A 15,091-nucleotide genomic window follows, 5' to 3' on the forward strand; every position below is an offset into this window, starting at 1 on the left:
CCCGATCCACTGAAAAATCTTTCATTTTCGTGCGTTCGAGCCGCGATACGGTGTCAGATTTTCTTTCACTCTCCAGCCTTGGCAGGTCAGTTCGAACGACAAGATGATCAGAAGTCATAAGCTGTATTTGGAATGCTCGTTTCAGTGTCCGTCGAGGTCGCGTTAAACGCCGGCGGCCAAGACGGGAACCGAGCCATGCCGACCACGCGCCGCCGCCAACTCAAGCTGGGCCACATGATCGAGGGAGCGGGGCGCACCTGGACCGATTGGCGCCACCCCGACGCCCAGCCCGGCGCCAGCACCGATTTCGCCTACTACCGCGACGCGGCCCGACTTGCCGAGCGGGGCCGGTTCGACTTCGTGTTCATCGCCGACAGCCTGTCGATCAACGAGCGCTCCAGCCCGCACTACCTCAACCGGTTCGAGCCGTTGACGATCCTCTCCGGCCTGGCCGCCGTGACCGAGCATATCGGGCTCGTGGCCACCGTATCGGTCACCTATACCGAGCCGTTCAACCTGGCCCGGCAGCTCGCTTCGCTCGATCACATCAGCGGCGGCCGCGCCGGCTGGAACGTCGTCACCTCGTGGCTCGAAGGCTCCGCCGCCAACTTCGGCAAGGAGGAGCACCTGGCCCACGACGTCCGCTATCGCCTGGCCGCCGAGCACCTCGACGTCGTCCAGGGCCTCTGGGACAGCTGGGAGGACGACGCCCTGGTCCATGACAAGGAGAGCGGCGTCTTCTTCGATCCCGCCAAGCTGCACGCCCTGAACCACAAGGGCGAGTTCCTGTCGGTGAAGGGCCCCCTGAACATCGCCCGCTCCCGCCAGGGCCAGCCCGTCATCTTCCAGGCCGGCGCGTCCGAGGACGGGCGCAGCTTCGCCGCGCGCCGGGCCGACGCCATCTTCGTCGGACACGGGAACATCGACGAGGCGCGGACCTACTACGCCGATGTCAAGGCGCGCGCCGCGGGATTCGGCCGCGACCCCGACGACCTGTTCATCCTGCCCGCCGTCTCGCCGATCGTCGGCGGCACCGAAGCCGAGGCCCAGGCGAAGTGGGAGGAACGCGCCGGCCTGGTCTCCCTGGAATCGGCGCTGCGGATGCTGGGCCGAAGCTTCAACGACCACGACTTCAACCAGTACGATCCCGACGCCCCCTTCCCGGACGTGATCGCTCTCGGCCTCAACAGCCAGCAGTCTTCGACCCAGAAGATCGCCCAGGCGCTGCAGCGCGAGACGCTCACCCTGCGCCAGGTCGCCCTGCGCTTCGCCACGCCCAGGGGCGACTTCACCGGAACGCCCGAGCAGGTCGCCGACAAGTTCCAGGCCTGGCTGGACACGCGCGCCAGCGACGGCTTCGTCGTCCAGCAGTCGCTGCCCGGTCAGTTCGCCGCGTTCGTGGAGCAGGTCGTGCCGATCCTGCAGGCCCGCGGAATCTTCCGCGAGGACTACGAGGGCCTCACCTTCCGCGACAGCCTGGGCCTGGACGCGCCGCCCAACCGCCACACCCTCGCCCGCACCGGCCGCGCGGTCGCCTGAGAGCGGGGCCGCCGCCCTCAGGCGAGGCGCGTCAGGAAAGTCCGGATGGCGTCCGTCACCGGCTCCGGCCGCTCCCAGGTGACGAAGTGGCCGGCGTCCACCTCGCGGATCGTCAGGTCGGGCGCGTGCGCCGGCAGGTCGGCCAGTTGCGCGCGCGGCAGGGCGCGGTCCCGCCGGCCCCAGATCACCAGGACCGGCGCGGCGACCTGGGGGAAGGCCCGTGCGAGCCAGGCGGGCCGCGGGCCGGGATCGTCGGCCGGCGGCACGACCACCGGGCTGGCCGCATACCAGTTCAGCATGGCTTCCAGGGCGCCGGGACGTGACCATTCCTCGACATAGGCCCTCCGGTCGGCGGCCGTCAGCCGGCCCGGCGGCAGGTGCGGGGCCAACGCCTCGTCCAGGAACCTTTCGAGGCCCCGCGCCCGGATCGCCGCGGCTGCGCCGGGGCTTCGATAGGCGCTGATGTACTGCGACGCCTCACGCTGGGCCCGGTCGCGCCAGAGCCGGTCCTGGAAGACATAGGGATGAGGCGCGTTCGCGATGACCAGGCCGCGAAGCCGGCCGGGATCACGCAGGGCCGCCGCCCAGGCCACCGCCCCGCCCCAGTCGTGGCCGGCTAGGACGAACCGGCCAAAACCCAGGGCGTCGGCCAGCGCGAAGACGTCGGCCACGAGGCGGTCCACCGAGTAGTCGGCGATCTCCGACGGCTTGTCCGAACCCGCGTAGCCGCGCTGGTCGGGCGCGGCGACCCGATACTCACGCGCAAGATCGGCAAGCTGGTGGCGCCAGGTGCGCGCCGACTCGGGAAAGCCGTGCAGGAAGAGGATGGGCGGCGCGCCTTCGGGTCCTCCGAGCGTGACGTCGAGGCCGACGCCCGTGGCGAGCGCCACCCTCCGGCGTTCTAGGCCCCGCCCCGGCAGGCGCCGCACCGGCTGGCTCATCGCACCCAGAAGCCCGGCTCGGATGTACGATACCCCACCGACCGATAGGCGGCGTCGACCAGGCCTTGCCCCCGGTCGTTGAGACCGACCCCTCCGCCCATCCGGTTCATCACATAGCCGAACGCCAGTCCCGCCTCCCCGTCCGCGAAGCCGAGGCTGCCGCCGAAACCCGGCGTCCCGAAGGCGTGCTCGCCCAGGATCACGTGGTTGCCCGGCCCCAGGCCGCGCGCGCCCCAGCTCTTGGAGAAACCCAGGGTGAATGTGGTGGGCAGCCGCAGGATCAGGTCGCACCCGGAGGCCGAGCGGGTGTTGCGCATCCCCGGAAGCCGGTCGGCGCTCACCAGACGCACGTCACCCAGGGCGCCGTCCAGCGACAGCGGCGCATAGATGTGGGCGAGCGCCCTGGCGTTGGCGATCCCGCCGGCGGAGGGGTGCTCCATCGCGCGGCGCGGCGCGCCGTTTACGCCGGCGATGTCTCCCCCGTCGTTGGTCACCAGCTTGGCTCCGTACCAGTCCGGCTCCCCGACCACCTTGCGGAAGAAATCGGACGCCGGGTCCGCCGCAGGCAGCTCCATGTCGGCCACGCGGTGATGTTCCGCCGCCGGCAGGCCGATCCAGGCGTCGGCGCCCAGGCGGGCCGCCACCTCCTCGCGGAAGAAGGCGCCGATGGTCCGTCCCGTGACGCGCCGCACCAGTTCGCCCTCCAGCCAGCCGATGGTCAGGCCGTGATAGCCGTGGGCCGTCCCGGGCTCCCACAGCGGCGCCTCGTCGGCCAGGCGCCGCGCGGCGAGGTCCCAGTTCAGCAAGGCGTCCTGCGGCAGCGGCGCCTGCCACACCGGCAGGCCGGCCTGGTGGCTCAGGGCCATCGCCACCGTGATCCCGGCCTTCCCCCGCGCGGCGAACTCGGGCCAGTAGCGGGCCACCGGCGCATCGAACGCGACGAGGCCCCGGTCGGCGAGGATATGCAGGCAGATCGCCGCAAGCCCCTTTGTGGTCGAGAACACCACCGCCAGCGTGTCGCGGCCCCACGGTCGCCCCGCGGCGTCCGCGTCTCCCCCCCAGAGATCGACCACCAGTTCGCCCCGGTATCGGACGGCCACGGCGGCGCCGCGCTCCCCGTGCTCGGCGAAGTTCCGCTCGAACGCTTCGCGCACCGCCGCGAACGGCGGCGCGCAGTGCCCATGGATCTGCGTCATCCCGCGCCTCAGAAGGTGTAGGACAGGCCCACCGCCACATTGCGCGGCGGGGCGTAGTTCACGGCCTTCTCGGCGCCCAGGAGACCCGAGTAGATGGTCGTCCCGAGCTGGTAGGTTCGGTCGAACAGGTTGCTCACGTACCCGTAGACCCGCCAGCGCCCGCCCTCGGGCGCCAGGGCGGCCGACAGGTTGACGATTCCGCCGGCTCCCTGGGAATTGTTCAGGTCGTTGAACTCGTTGAAGTAGACGCGGGAGCGCCATGCATACTGCGCGCCCAGGGTGAGCTCGTAGCCCGCCGCCGGCGTGAAGCGGTACTGCGCATCGAGGTTCACCGACCATCTGGAGATGTTCGGGACCTGGGTGCCCGAGAGGTCGGAGGGCGGCGCCGGAAGCGGACCCGGGATCGTCCGGCTGTTGACGAACTCGTCGAACTCTCCGTCCAGGTAGCCGACGCCCAGGCCGAACCGGAGCCCCGTGGCGGGCTGCGCCACCACGTCCAGTTCGGCGCCCCGGATGGTCGACTTGGGCGCATTCGCCAGGGCCGCGATCGTCCCGATCACCTGGCTGATCTGGAGGTTGTCGTACTGGCTGGAGAAGACCGCGGCGTTCACCTGCAGACGACGGTCGAAGAAGGACGCCTTCTCGCCGATCTCCCAGGTCTGGACCTCTTCGGACCTGACTGGCGACGCCTGCAGGGCGCCGATGTTGATGGCCCCGTCCTTGTTGGCGGTCGCGTAGCTCGCATAGACGAGGACGTCGGGCGCCACCTTGCCTTCGATCGCCAGCTTGAACGGCGTATGGCTGTTCTTCAGGCGGTTCTGGAATCCGGTGACGTTCACACCGAAGGACGGGATGAACTGGTACTCGCGCGATCGCTTGGTCGTCTCGCTGTAGCGGATCTGGCCCGACAGCGCCCAAACCTCGTTCAGGGCCACCCGGACGTCCGCGTAGGCGGAGAACGACTCCACATCGAGCTTGCCGCCGCCGTTGTAGTGGATGAAGAACGGCACGTCGGTCGGAACCCCCGGCGCGAGATAGGCCGCCTGCGTCTGCCAGGGGACCTGGACGTTCTGGGACTGGTTGAAGCGCACATAGGACGCCCCGGCGATCCAGCGCACGCGATCCTCGCCCGGCGAGGCGAGATAGACCTCGGCGTAGTAGTCCTGGCTGCTGGTGTGGGTGGAGTAGCGGCAGGCCTCAGCCTCGACCCCGTCGCAGTCGTTCAGGAAGTCCTGCACGCCGTCGCGATAGTTGAGCGTCGCCGTGAGCGTATTACGTCCGACCGGCTGCACCAGTCCTACGTTGAAGGTCGCCACTTCCAGCTCGGTCGAGCCTACGGTGGCCTTGATCGAGCGGGGGTCGTCGGTGGGGACCTGGCCGAACAACGCCTGGGCCGGGTAGATGAAGCCGGGCGTCGTCACGACGGCCAGCGACGGCCCGGCCGGATCCTCGCGGTACCACGACGCCAGAAGGTTCAGGCGCCCGTCGCCCGGAAGGTCGGCCGAGAGCTGACCGCGGACCGCATAGCTGTCCTGATCGTCGAAACGCTCCGGCGCGCCGGGCCGTCCGCCGAGCTGATTCTTCACATAGCCGTCCAGCTTGCGCACCTGGTACGAAAGCCGCCCCGCCAGGGGGCCGGCCCCGAGAGGCCCGGAAACATACCCCTCGCTTTCGAGCCGCCCATAGTCGCCGACCACCGCGTCGACCCGGCCCTCTGACGCCGCCGTCGGCCTCGCGGAGATCACGTTGACGGCGCCCCCCACGGCGTTGCGTCCATAGAGCGCGCCCTGGGGTCCCCGCAGGATCTCCACCCGCTGGACGTCGAACATGCTGGTGTTGGTCGTCCGCTGGTCGGAGACGTAGGCGTTGTCCTGGTAGAAGGCTACGCCCGGGTCGCCACCGGCGTTGATGAAGGTGTTGCCGACGCCGCGGATGTAGAGTTGCGACGAGTTGCTCGTGTTGGTGAAGCTGACGTTCGGCACGCTGGTCTGCAGATCCTCCAGCCGCTGCTGGCCGCGCTCGCGCTGGGTCTCCCCGTTCAGGACAGCGATGGATTGCGGAACACTCTGCAGCGTGGTTTCGCGGCGCAGGGCCGTGACGACCACCTCTTCGATCCGCGCATCGTCGGTGCGTTCCGGCGTCTGACCCAACGCGGCCGCGGGCCAGATGACGGCGGCGAGCACCGCGCGAGAGACGGTCGTGCGCAAGAACGAGAGCATGTGTTTCCCCCTGGAGGTCCTGGCAGCGATCTCGGCGCCGCTGCTTCGGCCGGGTTTTCCGTTCGAACTCCGGCACGGTCGAGGACAGGTTCTGGCCGGCGAGAGGACAGTTCCTTCCCGAAGTGTCCACGAAATCGCCTCGGCTTGACGCCGCCACGGCCGCATCCCACCCTCGCGGCGCGCACGCGGCGGCGGAGACGGACACGTGGCGGGACGGCTGGCGAGCTCAAATCCGCAGGCGAACGCCCTGCCCTTCGGCTGGATCGGCCGCACCGCCAAGCTGACGGCGATTGCCGGCTGCGATGTCCGACCGCGGCTGGCCGAGGATGGGATCCGGACCGGCGACGGCTTGGTGGACGACGGCGCGCCGCTGGATCCTGCCGAGTTCCTCCTGATGTGCCGGCTGATCATCAACGCCGTCGAGGACGAGATGCACGGGGCGGCCCGCAGCCGGATGCTGCCGGGCACCGCCAACATGGTGGTCCGCGCGATGGCGACGTCGCGCAATCTTGAGGAAGCCATCGCGACGGCCGCGCGCTTCTTCGTGATCGCCGGCGCCTACTGCCGCTTGGAACTGCGCACCGACGACGGCGTCGCCAGCCTTCTCATCCGCTCCGACAGCGACGACCTCCAGACCCAGCCGGTCGTGGAGGAGATGTTCATGACCTTCCTCCATATCCAGCTCTCTCATCTGCTGGGCTTCATGTTGCCGGTAAGCCGGTTCGGGACCACCTCGCCCCGACACCCCCGGCTGGGCGGGGAACATCCCTATCTGCTCGGCCTGGTCGTCAGATCCAACGTCACCGGCTTCGCCTTCCCGGCCGACTACCTGGCCTTTCCGTGCCGGGCCCCCGTCGGCAACCTGCCGCGGCTCGAAGGTGAATTCGCCTGGATCGCACGCCACGCCGAGGCGCGCGGCGGCGCGCTCGCAGCCGAGGACGCCGACAACCTGTCGGGCGAGGTCTACCGCAGCCTGCTCGACCGCGACCGACCGTTCGACGACTGCTCGCAGGCGCTGGGGCTCACGCCCGGCGAGCTGCGCCGCGGGCTCTGGCTCGAGGGCGCAAGCTTCCGGCGGCTGCGCCGGGCCGCGCTGGTCGCGCGGGCGCGGCCTCACCTCCTGGCCGGGGGCGGGGTCGAAGACCTGGCCGAAGCGCTCGGCTACTCCGACGGTCGCAGCTTCCGACGCGCCCTGAAGAGCGCGACCGGCCTGGGCATCGCCGAACTGCGAGAAGCCGAGACGCCGCTCCCCGGCGGCGCGCCCGGCGCACTGTTGGCCGCGCTGCGGCGCGAGGAGGTCGCCTGAACGCGCCTCAGGGCGCGTCGAAGCGGCGTTGCGCCGCCTCCAGCTCCGGGAGGTGTTTCAGGGTCCAGGCGTAGAGCGCCGCGAAAGGCTCTTCCAGGGTCCGGCCGAGCGGGGTGAGCGCATAGGAGACCGCCACCGGCGGGCCGGGCGCGACCGTCCGCGTCACGATGCCGTTGCGCTCCAGCCGGCGCAGGGCCTGCGTCAGCGCCCGCTGGGTGACGCCGTCGATCCGGCGGCGGAGTTCGTTGAACCGCAGGGGGCGATCGCAGAGCGCGCCCAGGATGATCACCGACCACTTGTCGGCCACCTGGTCCAGTATGGCGCGACTGGGGCAGTCCGCCTTGAAGACCGTTTCGGACCCGTCCGGCATGCAGGTGTCCTCATATATACCTGAGCTACTTATAGTGCCTTCTTGATCCCAGGTATACATCATATACCTGTCTACGGCGTTTCGTCCTCACATCCGGAAGCCGCCATGACACAGACGCCCCTCGCCCCCCTTCTCTCCCCCTTCCGCATCCGGTCGCTGGACCTGCGCAATCGCGTCGTCATGGCGCCGATGACGCGCAACTTCTCTCCCGACGGCCGGCCCGGCGAGGACGTGGCGGCCTACTACCGTCGGCGCGCCGAGCACGACGTGGGCCTGATCCTCTCCGAAGGCACGGTGATCGATCGGCCGGCGGCGCGGAACAGCCCCGGCATCCCGTTCTTCCACGGCTCCGCCCTCGACGGCTGGCGCCGCGTGATCGACGACGTCCACACCGCAGGGGGCCGGATGGGCCCGCAGATCTGGCACGTGGGGTCGGTTGCGGCGCCTGGAGTCGACTGGACCCCGCCCGACCCGATCGAGAGCCCCTCCGGGCTGGCGGCGCCCGACGCTGCTCGGGGGGAGACCATGACCGAGGAATCCATCGCCGACACCGTCGCCGCCTTCGCCCGCGCCGCCGCCGACGCGAAGCGGCTGGGTTTCGACACGGTCGAACTGCATGGCGCCCACGGCTACCTGATCGACCAGTTCTTCTGGCAGGGCACCAACAGACGCGCCGACCGCTTCGGCGGCGCGACCCTGAAGCAGCGCGCGCGGTTCGCCGCCGAGGTCGTGGCCGCCGTCCGCACCGCCGTCGGGCCGGACTTCCCCCTGATCCTGCGGGTCAGCCAGTGGAAGCAGCAGGATTACGCTTTCCGGTTGGCAGAGACGCCGGCCCTCATGACCGACTGGCTGGCGCCGCTCGTCGAGGCGGGCATCGACGTTCTGCATTGCTCCCAGCGCCGCTACTGGGAGCCGGAATTCCCGGAGATCGACGGCGAACACGGCCTCAACTTCGCCGGCTGGGCCAAGAAGCTGACGGGCGCGGCGACGATCACGGTGGGTTCGGTCGGGCTTTCCGGCGATTTCCTCGGCGCCTTCGGCGGCGAGACATCCAGCCCCACCGGTCTGGAGAACCTGCTGCGCCGGTTGGATCGCGAGGAATTCGACCTCGTCGCCGTGGGCCGGGCTCTGCTGGCCGATCCTGCCTGGCTGCCCAAGGTGGTCGCCGGCCGGGTGCAGGAGCTGCAGGGGTTCTCTCCCGCCACGCTCGCCGAACTGGCGTGAAGGTCGGGGTTTCGTGCGTTGGTTCGGCGGCGCCTATATCCTATAAGATTTATAGGATATAGTTGCATCGACAGCGCATGGAGCCGTGGATCATGAGCGCCAGGAGATCTGTCCGGAACCTCACGCCGCAGGACGTCCGGCTTCTCGAACCCGATCTGCTCGGCGCCGTCGCGATGATGCTTCATGGCCGCGGCCCTGCGCGACCGCCGCCAAGCGTACCAGGCGGGGACGACGCGGGCGCCGCTAGAAGGTCTCCGCCCAGGGGCGCAGGTCCAGTTCCAGGGTCCAGGCGCTCCGGTGCTGGCGATGCAGGGTGACGTAGGCCTCGGCGATCGCGTCGATGTTCAGGAGGCCGTCAGGCCCGCGCTGGTCCTTCAGGTGCGGGACGCGCGACAGCAGCCGCTCGCCCTCGATCCCGCCGTCGATCACCACATGGGCGACGTGCACGCCCCGCGGGCCGAACTCGCGCGCCAGGCTCTGCGAGAGGTTGCGCAGGGCGCCCTTGGCGGCGGCGAAGGGCGCGAAGTTGGCCTTGCCCCGAAGGCTGCCGCTGGCGCCGGTGAAGAAGAGGCTGCCGCCGTCGCGTTCGAGGAGGGCGGGCAGGGCCGCCTGGGCGACCTGGAAGCCGCCCAGGGCGTGCTCGCGCCAGTGGGCCTCGAACTCCGCCTCCGTCAGGTCGAGGAACGGCGCAGGCCGGTTGCTCCCGGCATTGTGGACCGCCGCCGCCAGCGGGGCCAGGGCCTGGGCGGCCTCGACGAAGCGGCGGGCGTCCTCGGCCCGGGAGGCGTCGCCGACCACCGCCGTGACCTGGACACCTTCGGCGAGGAAGGCGTCGGCCGTGGCCTCCAGCTTCGCCGCGTTTCGCCCGGCGACGACGACCGGAAAGCCCTCGCGGGCGAACCGCCGCGCGATGGCCGCGCCCAGGCCCCGTTCGGAGCCGACGCCGACGACCAGGACGCTGCCCGAAGGACCGCCGGGCAGGGATGGGCTGGACATGGGGTCTCCTCGCCGTTGCGTCGGCGTCCGTCAGTCGAAGAAGGCGATGGTCCGGAACTCGATGCTCTCGCGCGGCGGGACGCCCGGCGGCGTGGTCGGGTCCTCGAAGGCCCCATGCGGCGCGAAGCGGGCGACGCCCTCGGCGGAGTCCCAGCACTTGATGAGCAGGGCCTCGTCCGGCGCGAGATCGGGGATGTGGAGCCACCGCTGGGCCGGATTGTGGGCCACGAGGTAGATCTCGCCCGTCCTGTGCGGGAAGCGCAGCTCGGACGGCAACAGGTCCTCCGGCGCGATGCTGGAGGCGTCGCCGAGGGCGAGCGGCCAGTCGCGCGCCGTCCGGGCGATCGGCCGCCAGACGTTGATGATCGCGTTGCGCTTGCGCAGGAGGGCCTCGGCCTCGTCGCCCATCAGGTCGCGGATCCGCTGCGGTCCGGACGCCAGCGTCTGGTCGACGTGGACGCGGCCCGCCGGCTGCCGCGGCAGGCCCGCGGTGCGGTCCTCGGTTCCTGAAAGGCGACGCCGGAGCGTGTGGTCGAAGACGACGACGCGGGACGCCCCCGTCGCCGCCTTCACGATCCCGGCCGCCTCGGGATGGCCCAGCGCCAGGGTCTGCGCCTCGTCCCAGAAGTCGCGGACGGCGGTCCGGTGGCGCACCAGCGCGAAGCCCTCGACGTCCAGCGAGAGCGTATCGGCGACCGGGCGCGCGTCGGCGATCCGGACCTGGCGCTCGTCGGGCTCCACGTTGGTCCGCGGCTGCCCCACCGGCGGGTCGTAGGCGTAGGTGTAGAGGGTCTCATCGCTGCGCCGGGTGAACCCCAGCGTGGCGTCCACCTCGCGGAGCGGGGCGGGATCCCGGGCGAGGGCGGCGGTCGCGGCCATGAGTCACCTGCTGTTGCGATCCTTGCCTTCGATATGGGCGGGCCGACGCGGCGCAACAGAGCTGGGGCGGTCGCACGGCTATGAGTTTTTCTGACGATCGCCACCGGACTTCTACAAGCGCTCCCCCGGCCTGCACCCACGATCATGGGGTTCAGCAAGGCCGTCGTCCGCTTGCAGAAACCCTGCGGTGGCTATCGGCCTTCCGGCTTCATACTTGAGACAGCGACCCTGGCGAGGACCTCCCCATGAGCGGACGCAAGCAACTCAAGCTCGGGGCGTTCATGCGCCCCGTCAGCATCCACACCGGCGCCTGGCGCTATCCGGGCGCGATCCCCGACGCCAACTTCAACTTCCCGGCCATGAAGCGCTTCATCCGGAAGCTGGAGGCCGGGAAGTTCGACGCCTTCTTCATGGCCGACCACCTGGCGGTGCTCAACATGCCGGTCGACGCCCTGAAGCGCAGCCACACGGTGACGTCGTTCGAGCCGTTCACCCTGCTGTCGGCCCTGGCCGGCGTGACCGAGCGCATCGGCCTGATGGCGACGGCGTCCACCACCTATGACGAGCCCTATCACATCGCCCGCCGGTTCGCGTCGCTGGACCACATCTCGGGCGGCCGGGCCGGGTGGAACATCGTCACCACCGCCAATCCCGACGCGGCGCTGAACTTCGGGCTGGACGAGGACGTCGACCACGACGAGCGCTATCGCCGCGCGCGCGAGTTCTACGACGTGGTGACGGGGCTGTGGGACAGCTTCGCCGACGACGCCTTCGTGCGCGACGTGGACGCCGGCGTCTATTTCGATCCCGCGCGCATGCATGTGCTCGCCCACAAGGGCAGGCACCTGTCGGTCCGCGGGCCGCTGAACATCGCCCGCCCGGTCCAGGGCTGGCCGGTGATCATCCAGGCCGGCGCCTCCGAGGCCGGGCGCCAGCTCGCCGCCGAGACGGCCGAGGTGGTCTTCGCCGCGGGCGGCAGCCTGGAGGCGGCCAAGGCCTTCTACGCCGACGTGAAAGGCCGAGCCCGGGCGGCGGGGCGCGATCCCGACGGGATCAAGATCCTGCCGGGCGCCCTGGTCGTCGTGGGCGACACGGTGGACGAGGCGCGCGCGAAGCGGGCGCTGCTCGACAGCCTGGTCCACTACGACAGCGGGATCGGGTCGCTGAACAGCGGCCTGGGCTACGACGTCTCGGGCTTCGATCCCGACGGGCCGCTGCCCGACATCCCCGAGACCAACGCCAGCCAGAGCGGCCGCGCCCGCATCGTCGCCATGGCCCGGCGCGAGAACCTGACCATCCGGCAGCTCGCCGCCCGGGTCGGCAGCTACGGCGGCCAGGCCTTCGTCGGAACGCCCGCGACGATCGCCGACGAGATGCAGCGGTGGCTCGACGAGGAAGCGTCGGACGGCTTCAACATCATGTTCCCCTACCTGCCCGAGGGGCTGGACGATTTCGTCGACAAGGTGGTCCCCGAGCTGCAGCGCCGGGGCCTGTTCCGCGCCGAGTACGAGGGCGCGACCCTGCGCGAGAACCTGGGCCTGCCGCGGCCCGCCAACCGCTTCTTCCCCGAGGCCCGGGCGGCCGCGGAATAGGGCCGTGGCTTTACTTCCGCCCCGCGCTGCGGTCGAGATCGCGGGTCCGCGGCACGGGGAGGAAGACCGGCCATGACCATCGCCGGCGGCGCCCTGGCGCCCGACCTCTACGACTACGACTTCGAGAACGATCCAGCCGAGACGCTGGCCGACTGCGACGCGAGGATCCCGCGCACTGGTCCCGGCACGGCTTCTGGTACCTGACGCGGTACGACGACTGGCGGACGCCTCGAGCGCGTCGTCCGGAAGCGGCCGGAAGAGTTCGAGGCGGCCGATCTGGTGAAGGGAAATCTCCAACGCCGTGCTCAGGCCGTCATGAAGCCGCGCCCCGCGTCACTGACGGCGATGGCGGCGCAAGGCCAGGACGCCGCCGGCCAGGCAATCGTCACGCGATTTGCGCTGGAACAAACCTGGCCTCGCTGCCCGGGATTATATGCGAGCGACTTGCAGTAGTAATTTGGCGGCCGCTCATGCCTTCTTCCTTCGCTCGCTCGCCGACCACTCCGTCGCTCGACCGGCCGTGCGCCCTGTCGTTGCTGGACGCCCTGATGGTCTCGGCCACGGGCCGGAGCATGCCCGGCACGGCGCTGGGCCAGGTCCTGCCGTCGCACGGCGCAGGCGGCGGGGTTCGGGTGCTGACCATGCTCTCGGGCGCCCTGTCCTGGGGCGACGGCGACATGGACGCGGCGGCCGAGCGTGCCGTCGGTCCCGGCAGCATCATCGTCGTACTGGCGCAAGGCGGGGAGCACTGGGCCGCGGCGCGCAAGGACGACGTCCTGCTCCAGGGCGTCCTCGTCGGGGACGGGGCGCTTGCGCCCGAGGCGGCCGCGCCGTGACCGGCGTCGACGGCCTGGCGCTGGCGCGCGTGCTGCACGTCCTGGGCGTCGTCGTCTGGATCGGCGGCGTGTGGATGGCGACCACCGTGGCGCTGCCGGCCATGCGGCGCGGCGCGCTGGGCCCCGACCGCCTGGCGGCGTTCCAGGCGATCGAGCGGCGCTTCGTCTGGCACGCCCGGACGGCGGTGCTCGTGGTCGGGCTCACCGGCCTCTACATGACAGACCGCCTGGACCTCTGGAGCCGTTTCGCGGACGGCCGGTTCTGGTGGATGCACGCGATGGTGTTTGTCTGGTCACTGTTCTTCCTGATCCTGTTCGTCGGCGAACCCCTGGTGCTGCACCGCTATTTCCCGCCCTGGGCGCGGCGCGATCCGGAACGGGCGTTCGCCGCCTTGCACCGCGTCCACGTCGTGCTGCTGACGCTCGCCATGGTGACGGTTTTCGGCGCCATGGCCGGGGCCCATGGCTGGCTGCTGTTCTGACGGACATGCTACCGAGGGGCCGCCTCGCGGCTGCGCCGGCTCCTCTGGGTCACCGACACCTACATAGACGGCCCAAGTCGTCAGGCTTGCATCTCGGATGAAGCGTAGCGATGCCGGAGCCGTTGGATGATAATATCTGACGCGTAACGGAAAGGCGCCGGTCGGGGCGCGACGGAGGAGTTCAACCATGGCGCTTCTAGACATCATCAGCCAGGCTGCGGGGTCGGCCGCCATCGAACAAGTGGGCGCACGGGTCGGACTCACTCCGGCCCAGTCACGGGCCGCAGCGGCAGCGCTGCTTCCAGCGCTGGCCGGGGGGTTGAAGCGGCAATCCGGCAATTCGGACCTAGGCGGCCTGCTCGCGGGCCTCTCCCCCGCGACTGCGGCCGGCGCTGCGCCCGACCTGGGCAACCAGATTCTGGGCCAGGTCTTTGGCTCCAAGGACGTCAGCCGGACCGTGGCGGCCAACGCCGCGACCTCGACGGGCATCGGCGTCGACCAGCTCAAGGCGCTCCTGCCGCTTCTGGCGTCACTGAGCGCGGGCGCCCTGGCCGCGCCCCGCGCGGGAGCGGCTCCGGCGGCGCAGGGCGGCCTCGCGGGCATGCTGAGCCTGCTCGACCAGGACGGTGACGGAGATCCGCTGAACGACATCCTCGGCATGGCGGGCAAGCTCCTGCGCCGGTAACCTCACGAGGGCAGCTTGGACCCGCTCCAGCTCATCGGCGTCGCGGCGAGCTTGAGCCTTCTGGCCGGATGGCGGCTCTACGCCACCGTCGCGGCGGCCGGCTTGGCGATGCGGTTCGGATTGCTGCAGCTTCCCGCGCAGGTCCACGGCCTCGAAGCCCTGGGAAACCCCTGGGTCATCGGCGTCGCGATCGTTGGCGCGCTCGCCGAGCTGTTCGCCGACAAGATCGCCTGGCTCGACAGCCTGTGGGACGGCGTTCACACGCTCATTCGTCCTGTGGGCGGCGCTTTGCTGGCCCTGGCCGTGGTCGACGCCTCCGACCCTGTTTGGCAGGTGGTGTCCCTCCTCCTTGGCGGCAGCGCGGCCCTTCTCAGCCACGGCGCAAAGGCCGGGGCCCGCGCGGTCGTCAACACCAGCCCCGAGCCGGCCAGCAACGTCGCGGTCAGCACGGCCGAGGACGTGCTCAGTTTCGGCAGCCTGTGGCTGGCGCTCACCACCCCCGCGGTTGCAGGCGTCGTCGCGCTGGCCCTCGTCATTGTCGCGGCGGCCCTGCTGGTCCTGGGCTGGCGGGTCATGGCGGGCCTCCGGGCCTGGTTCAGGTAAGGCCCGCGGCTCAGGATGATGCGCCCCAGGGCGACTTCACGTTGACCGACGATCGGACCGGCGCACGCGGACCATCCGCATTAGCGTCCGGGTTCGAGCTTGAGCAGACGCTCGGTCACGTTCCCGTAGGCCTTGGGCATCACCCGCGGCCTACTTCATGGTGGGGATGACGAAGGCGGAGTCGTGGGCGTCGCCGTCTGGCCATCGTGCGGTGACGGTCTTG

Annotated in this window: 15 protein-coding genes; 9 read left to right on the forward strand and 6 right to left on the reverse strand. The window is 70.4% G+C overall.

What is annotated here, in order from left to right:
• Window positions 1-195 precede the first annotated feature (195 nt).
• The gene (locus WG212_RS15705; RefSeq protein ID WP_337188053.1) at window positions 196-1,539 is read left to right on the forward strand and encodes an LLM class flavin-dependent oxidoreductase; all 1,344 of its coding nucleotides are present in this window, start codon (window positions 196-198) and stop codon (window positions 1,537-1,539) included.
• 17 nt (window positions 1,540-1,556) lie between these two features.
• On the opposite strand, the gene WG212_RS15710 is transcribed toward WG212_RS15705, so the two are convergent.
• Genes WG212_RS15710 through WG212_RS15720 form a run of 3 tightly spaced genes read right to left on the reverse strand, consistent with a single transcriptional unit; the run spans window position 1,557 to window position 5,895 of the window.
• Window positions 1,557-2,429 (reverse strand): alpha/beta hydrolase, encoded by an 873-nt coding sequence (locus WG212_RS15710; RefSeq protein WP_337188054.1) that lies wholly within the window; start codon window positions 2,427-2,429, stop codon window positions 1,557-1,559.
• Between the two features lie 47 nt (window positions 2,430-2,476).
• Entirely contained in the window at window positions 2,477-3,676 is a 1,200-nt protein-coding gene (locus WG212_RS15715; RefSeq protein ID WP_337188055.1) for a serine hydrolase domain-containing protein, read from the reverse strand.
• 8 nt (window positions 3,677-3,684) lie between these two features.
• Window positions 3,685-5,895, reverse strand: coding sequence for a TonB-dependent receptor plug domain-containing protein (locus WG212_RS15720; protein WP_337188056.1), 2,211 nt, complete (start codon window positions 5,893-5,895; stop codon window positions 3,685-3,687).
• Between the two features lie 205 nt (window positions 5,896-6,100).
• Here WG212_RS15720 and WG212_RS15725 point away from each other — a divergent pair, with 205 nt between their 5' ends.
• Window positions 6,101-7,201, forward strand: coding sequence for an AraC family transcriptional regulator ligand-binding domain-containing protein (locus WG212_RS15725; protein ID WP_337188057.1), 1,101 nt, complete (start codon window positions 6,101-6,103; stop codon window positions 7,199-7,201).
• Between the two features lie 7 nt (window positions 7,202-7,208).
• Here WG212_RS15725 and WG212_RS15730 read toward each other — a convergent pair whose 3' ends face one another.
• Window positions 7,209-7,571: a helix-turn-helix domain-containing protein gene (locus WG212_RS15730; RefSeq protein WP_337188058.1), complete on the reverse strand. Its 363-nt coding sequence runs from the start codon at window positions 7,569-7,571 to the stop codon at window positions 7,209-7,211.
• 105 nt (window positions 7,572-7,676) lie between these two features.
• Between WG212_RS15730 and WG212_RS15735 the strand changes: the two genes are divergently transcribed.
• Window positions 7,677-8,795 carry an NADH:flavin oxidoreductase gene (locus tag WG212_RS15735; RefSeq protein ID WP_337188059.1) on the forward strand — a complete coding sequence of 373 codons (1,119 nt, stop codon included), beginning with the start codon at window positions 7,677-7,679 and terminating at the stop codon, window positions 8,793-8,795.
• Between the two features lie 243 nt (window positions 8,796-9,038).
• Here WG212_RS15735 and WG212_RS15740 read toward each other — a convergent pair whose 3' ends face one another.
• Together WG212_RS15740 and WG212_RS15745 are read right to left on the reverse strand one after the other, a co-directional pair.
• Window positions 9,039-9,791, reverse strand: coding sequence for an SDR family NAD(P)-dependent oxidoreductase (locus tag WG212_RS15740; RefSeq protein WP_337188060.1), 753 nt, complete (start codon window positions 9,789-9,791; stop codon window positions 9,039-9,041).
• Between the two features lie 30 nt (window positions 9,792-9,821).
• A complete protein-coding gene (locus WG212_RS15745; RefSeq protein WP_337188061.1) occupies window positions 9,822-10,670 on the reverse strand; it encodes a CmcJ/NvfI family oxidoreductase in 849 nt (282 codons plus the stop codon).
• 245 nt (window positions 10,671-10,915) lie between these two features.
• On the opposite strand from WG212_RS15745, the gene WG212_RS15750 reads away from it, so the two are divergent.
• From WG212_RS15750 to WG212_RS15775, 6 genes are all read left to right on the forward strand, one after another.
• Window positions 10,916-12,262 (forward strand): LLM class flavin-dependent oxidoreductase, encoded by a 1,347-nt coding sequence (locus WG212_RS15750; protein WP_337188062.1) that lies wholly within the window; start codon window positions 10,916-10,918, stop codon window positions 12,260-12,262.
• Window positions 12,263-12,334: 72 nt separating this feature from the next.
• The gene (locus tag WG212_RS15755) at window positions 12,335-12,466 is read left to right on the forward strand and encodes a hypothetical protein (RefSeq protein ID WP_337188063.1); all 132 of its coding nucleotides are present in this window, start codon (window positions 12,335-12,337) and stop codon (window positions 12,464-12,466) included.
• A gap of 266 nt (window positions 12,467-12,732) precedes the next feature.
• On the forward strand, window positions 12,733-13,098 hold the full coding sequence (locus WG212_RS15760; RefSeq protein WP_337188064.1) for a hypothetical protein: 366 nt from the start codon (window positions 12,733-12,735) through the stop codon (window positions 13,096-13,098).
• On the forward strand, window positions 13,095-13,580 hold the full coding sequence (locus WG212_RS15765) for a hypothetical protein (protein WP_337188065.1): 486 nt from the start codon (window positions 13,095-13,097) through the stop codon (window positions 13,578-13,580). The genes WG212_RS15760 and WG212_RS15765 overlap by 4 nt, the downstream gene beginning before the upstream one ends.
• Window positions 13,581-13,767: 187 nt before the next feature.
• Window positions 13,768-14,265 carry a DUF937 domain-containing protein gene (locus tag WG212_RS15770; protein ID WP_337188066.1) on the forward strand — a complete coding sequence of 166 codons (498 nt, stop codon included), beginning with the start codon at window positions 13,768-13,770 and terminating at the stop codon, window positions 14,263-14,265.
• A 15-nt stretch (window positions 14,266-14,280) separates the two neighbouring features.
• Window positions 14,281-14,868 carry a DUF4126 domain-containing protein gene (locus tag WG212_RS15775; protein WP_337188067.1) on the forward strand — a complete coding sequence of 196 codons (588 nt, stop codon included), beginning with the start codon at window positions 14,281-14,283 and terminating at the stop codon, window positions 14,866-14,868.
• Window positions 14,869-15,091 lie beyond the last annotated feature (223 nt).

The sequence above is a fragment of the Phenylobacterium sp. genome (assembly GCF_037189685.1).
In the GTDB taxonomy this organism is placed as follows: Bacteria; Pseudomonadota; Alphaproteobacteria; order Caulobacterales; family Caulobacteraceae; genus Phenylobacterium.

Coding starts and splice junctions, on each gene's coding strand:
- WG212_RS15705 (WP_337188053.1), top strand. CDS start 196: ATGCCGACCACGCGCCGCCGCCAACTCAAGCTGGGCCACATGATCGAG.
- WG212_RS15715 (WP_337188055.1), bottom strand. CDS start 3,676: ATGACGCAGATCCATGGGCACTGCGCGCCGCCGTTCGCGGCGGTGCGC.
- WG212_RS15720 (WP_337188056.1), bottom strand. CDS start 5,895: ATGCTCTCGTTCTTGCGCACGACCGTCTCTCGCGCGGTGCTCGCCGCC.
- WG212_RS15730 (WP_337188058.1), bottom strand. CDS start 7,571: ATGCCGGACGGGTCCGAAACGGTCTTCAAGGCGGACTGCCCCAGTCGC.
- WG212_RS15735 (WP_337188059.1), top strand. CDS start 7,677: ATGACACAGACGCCCCTCGCCCCCCTTCTCTCCCCCTTCCGCATCCGG.
- WG212_RS15740 (WP_337188060.1), bottom strand. CDS start 9,791: ATGTCCAGCCCATCCCTGCCCGGCGGTCCTTCGGGCAGCGTCCTGGTC.
- WG212_RS15745 (WP_337188061.1), bottom strand. CDS start 10,670: ATGGCCGCGACCGCCGCCCTCGCCCGGGATCCCGCCCCGCTCCGCGAG.
- WG212_RS15750 (WP_337188062.1), top strand. CDS start 10,916: ATGAGCGGACGCAAGCAACTCAAGCTCGGGGCGTTCATGCGCCCCGTC.
- WG212_RS15755 (WP_337188063.1), top strand. CDS start 12,335: ATGACCATCGCCGGCGGCGCCCTGGCGCCCGACCTCTACGACTACGAC.
- WG212_RS15760 (WP_337188064.1), top strand. CDS start 12,733: ATGCCTTCTTCCTTCGCTCGCTCGCCGACCACTCCGTCGCTCGACCGG.
- WG212_RS15770 (WP_337188066.1), top strand. CDS start 13,768: ATGGCGCTTCTAGACATCATCAGCCAGGCTGCGGGGTCGGCCGCCATC.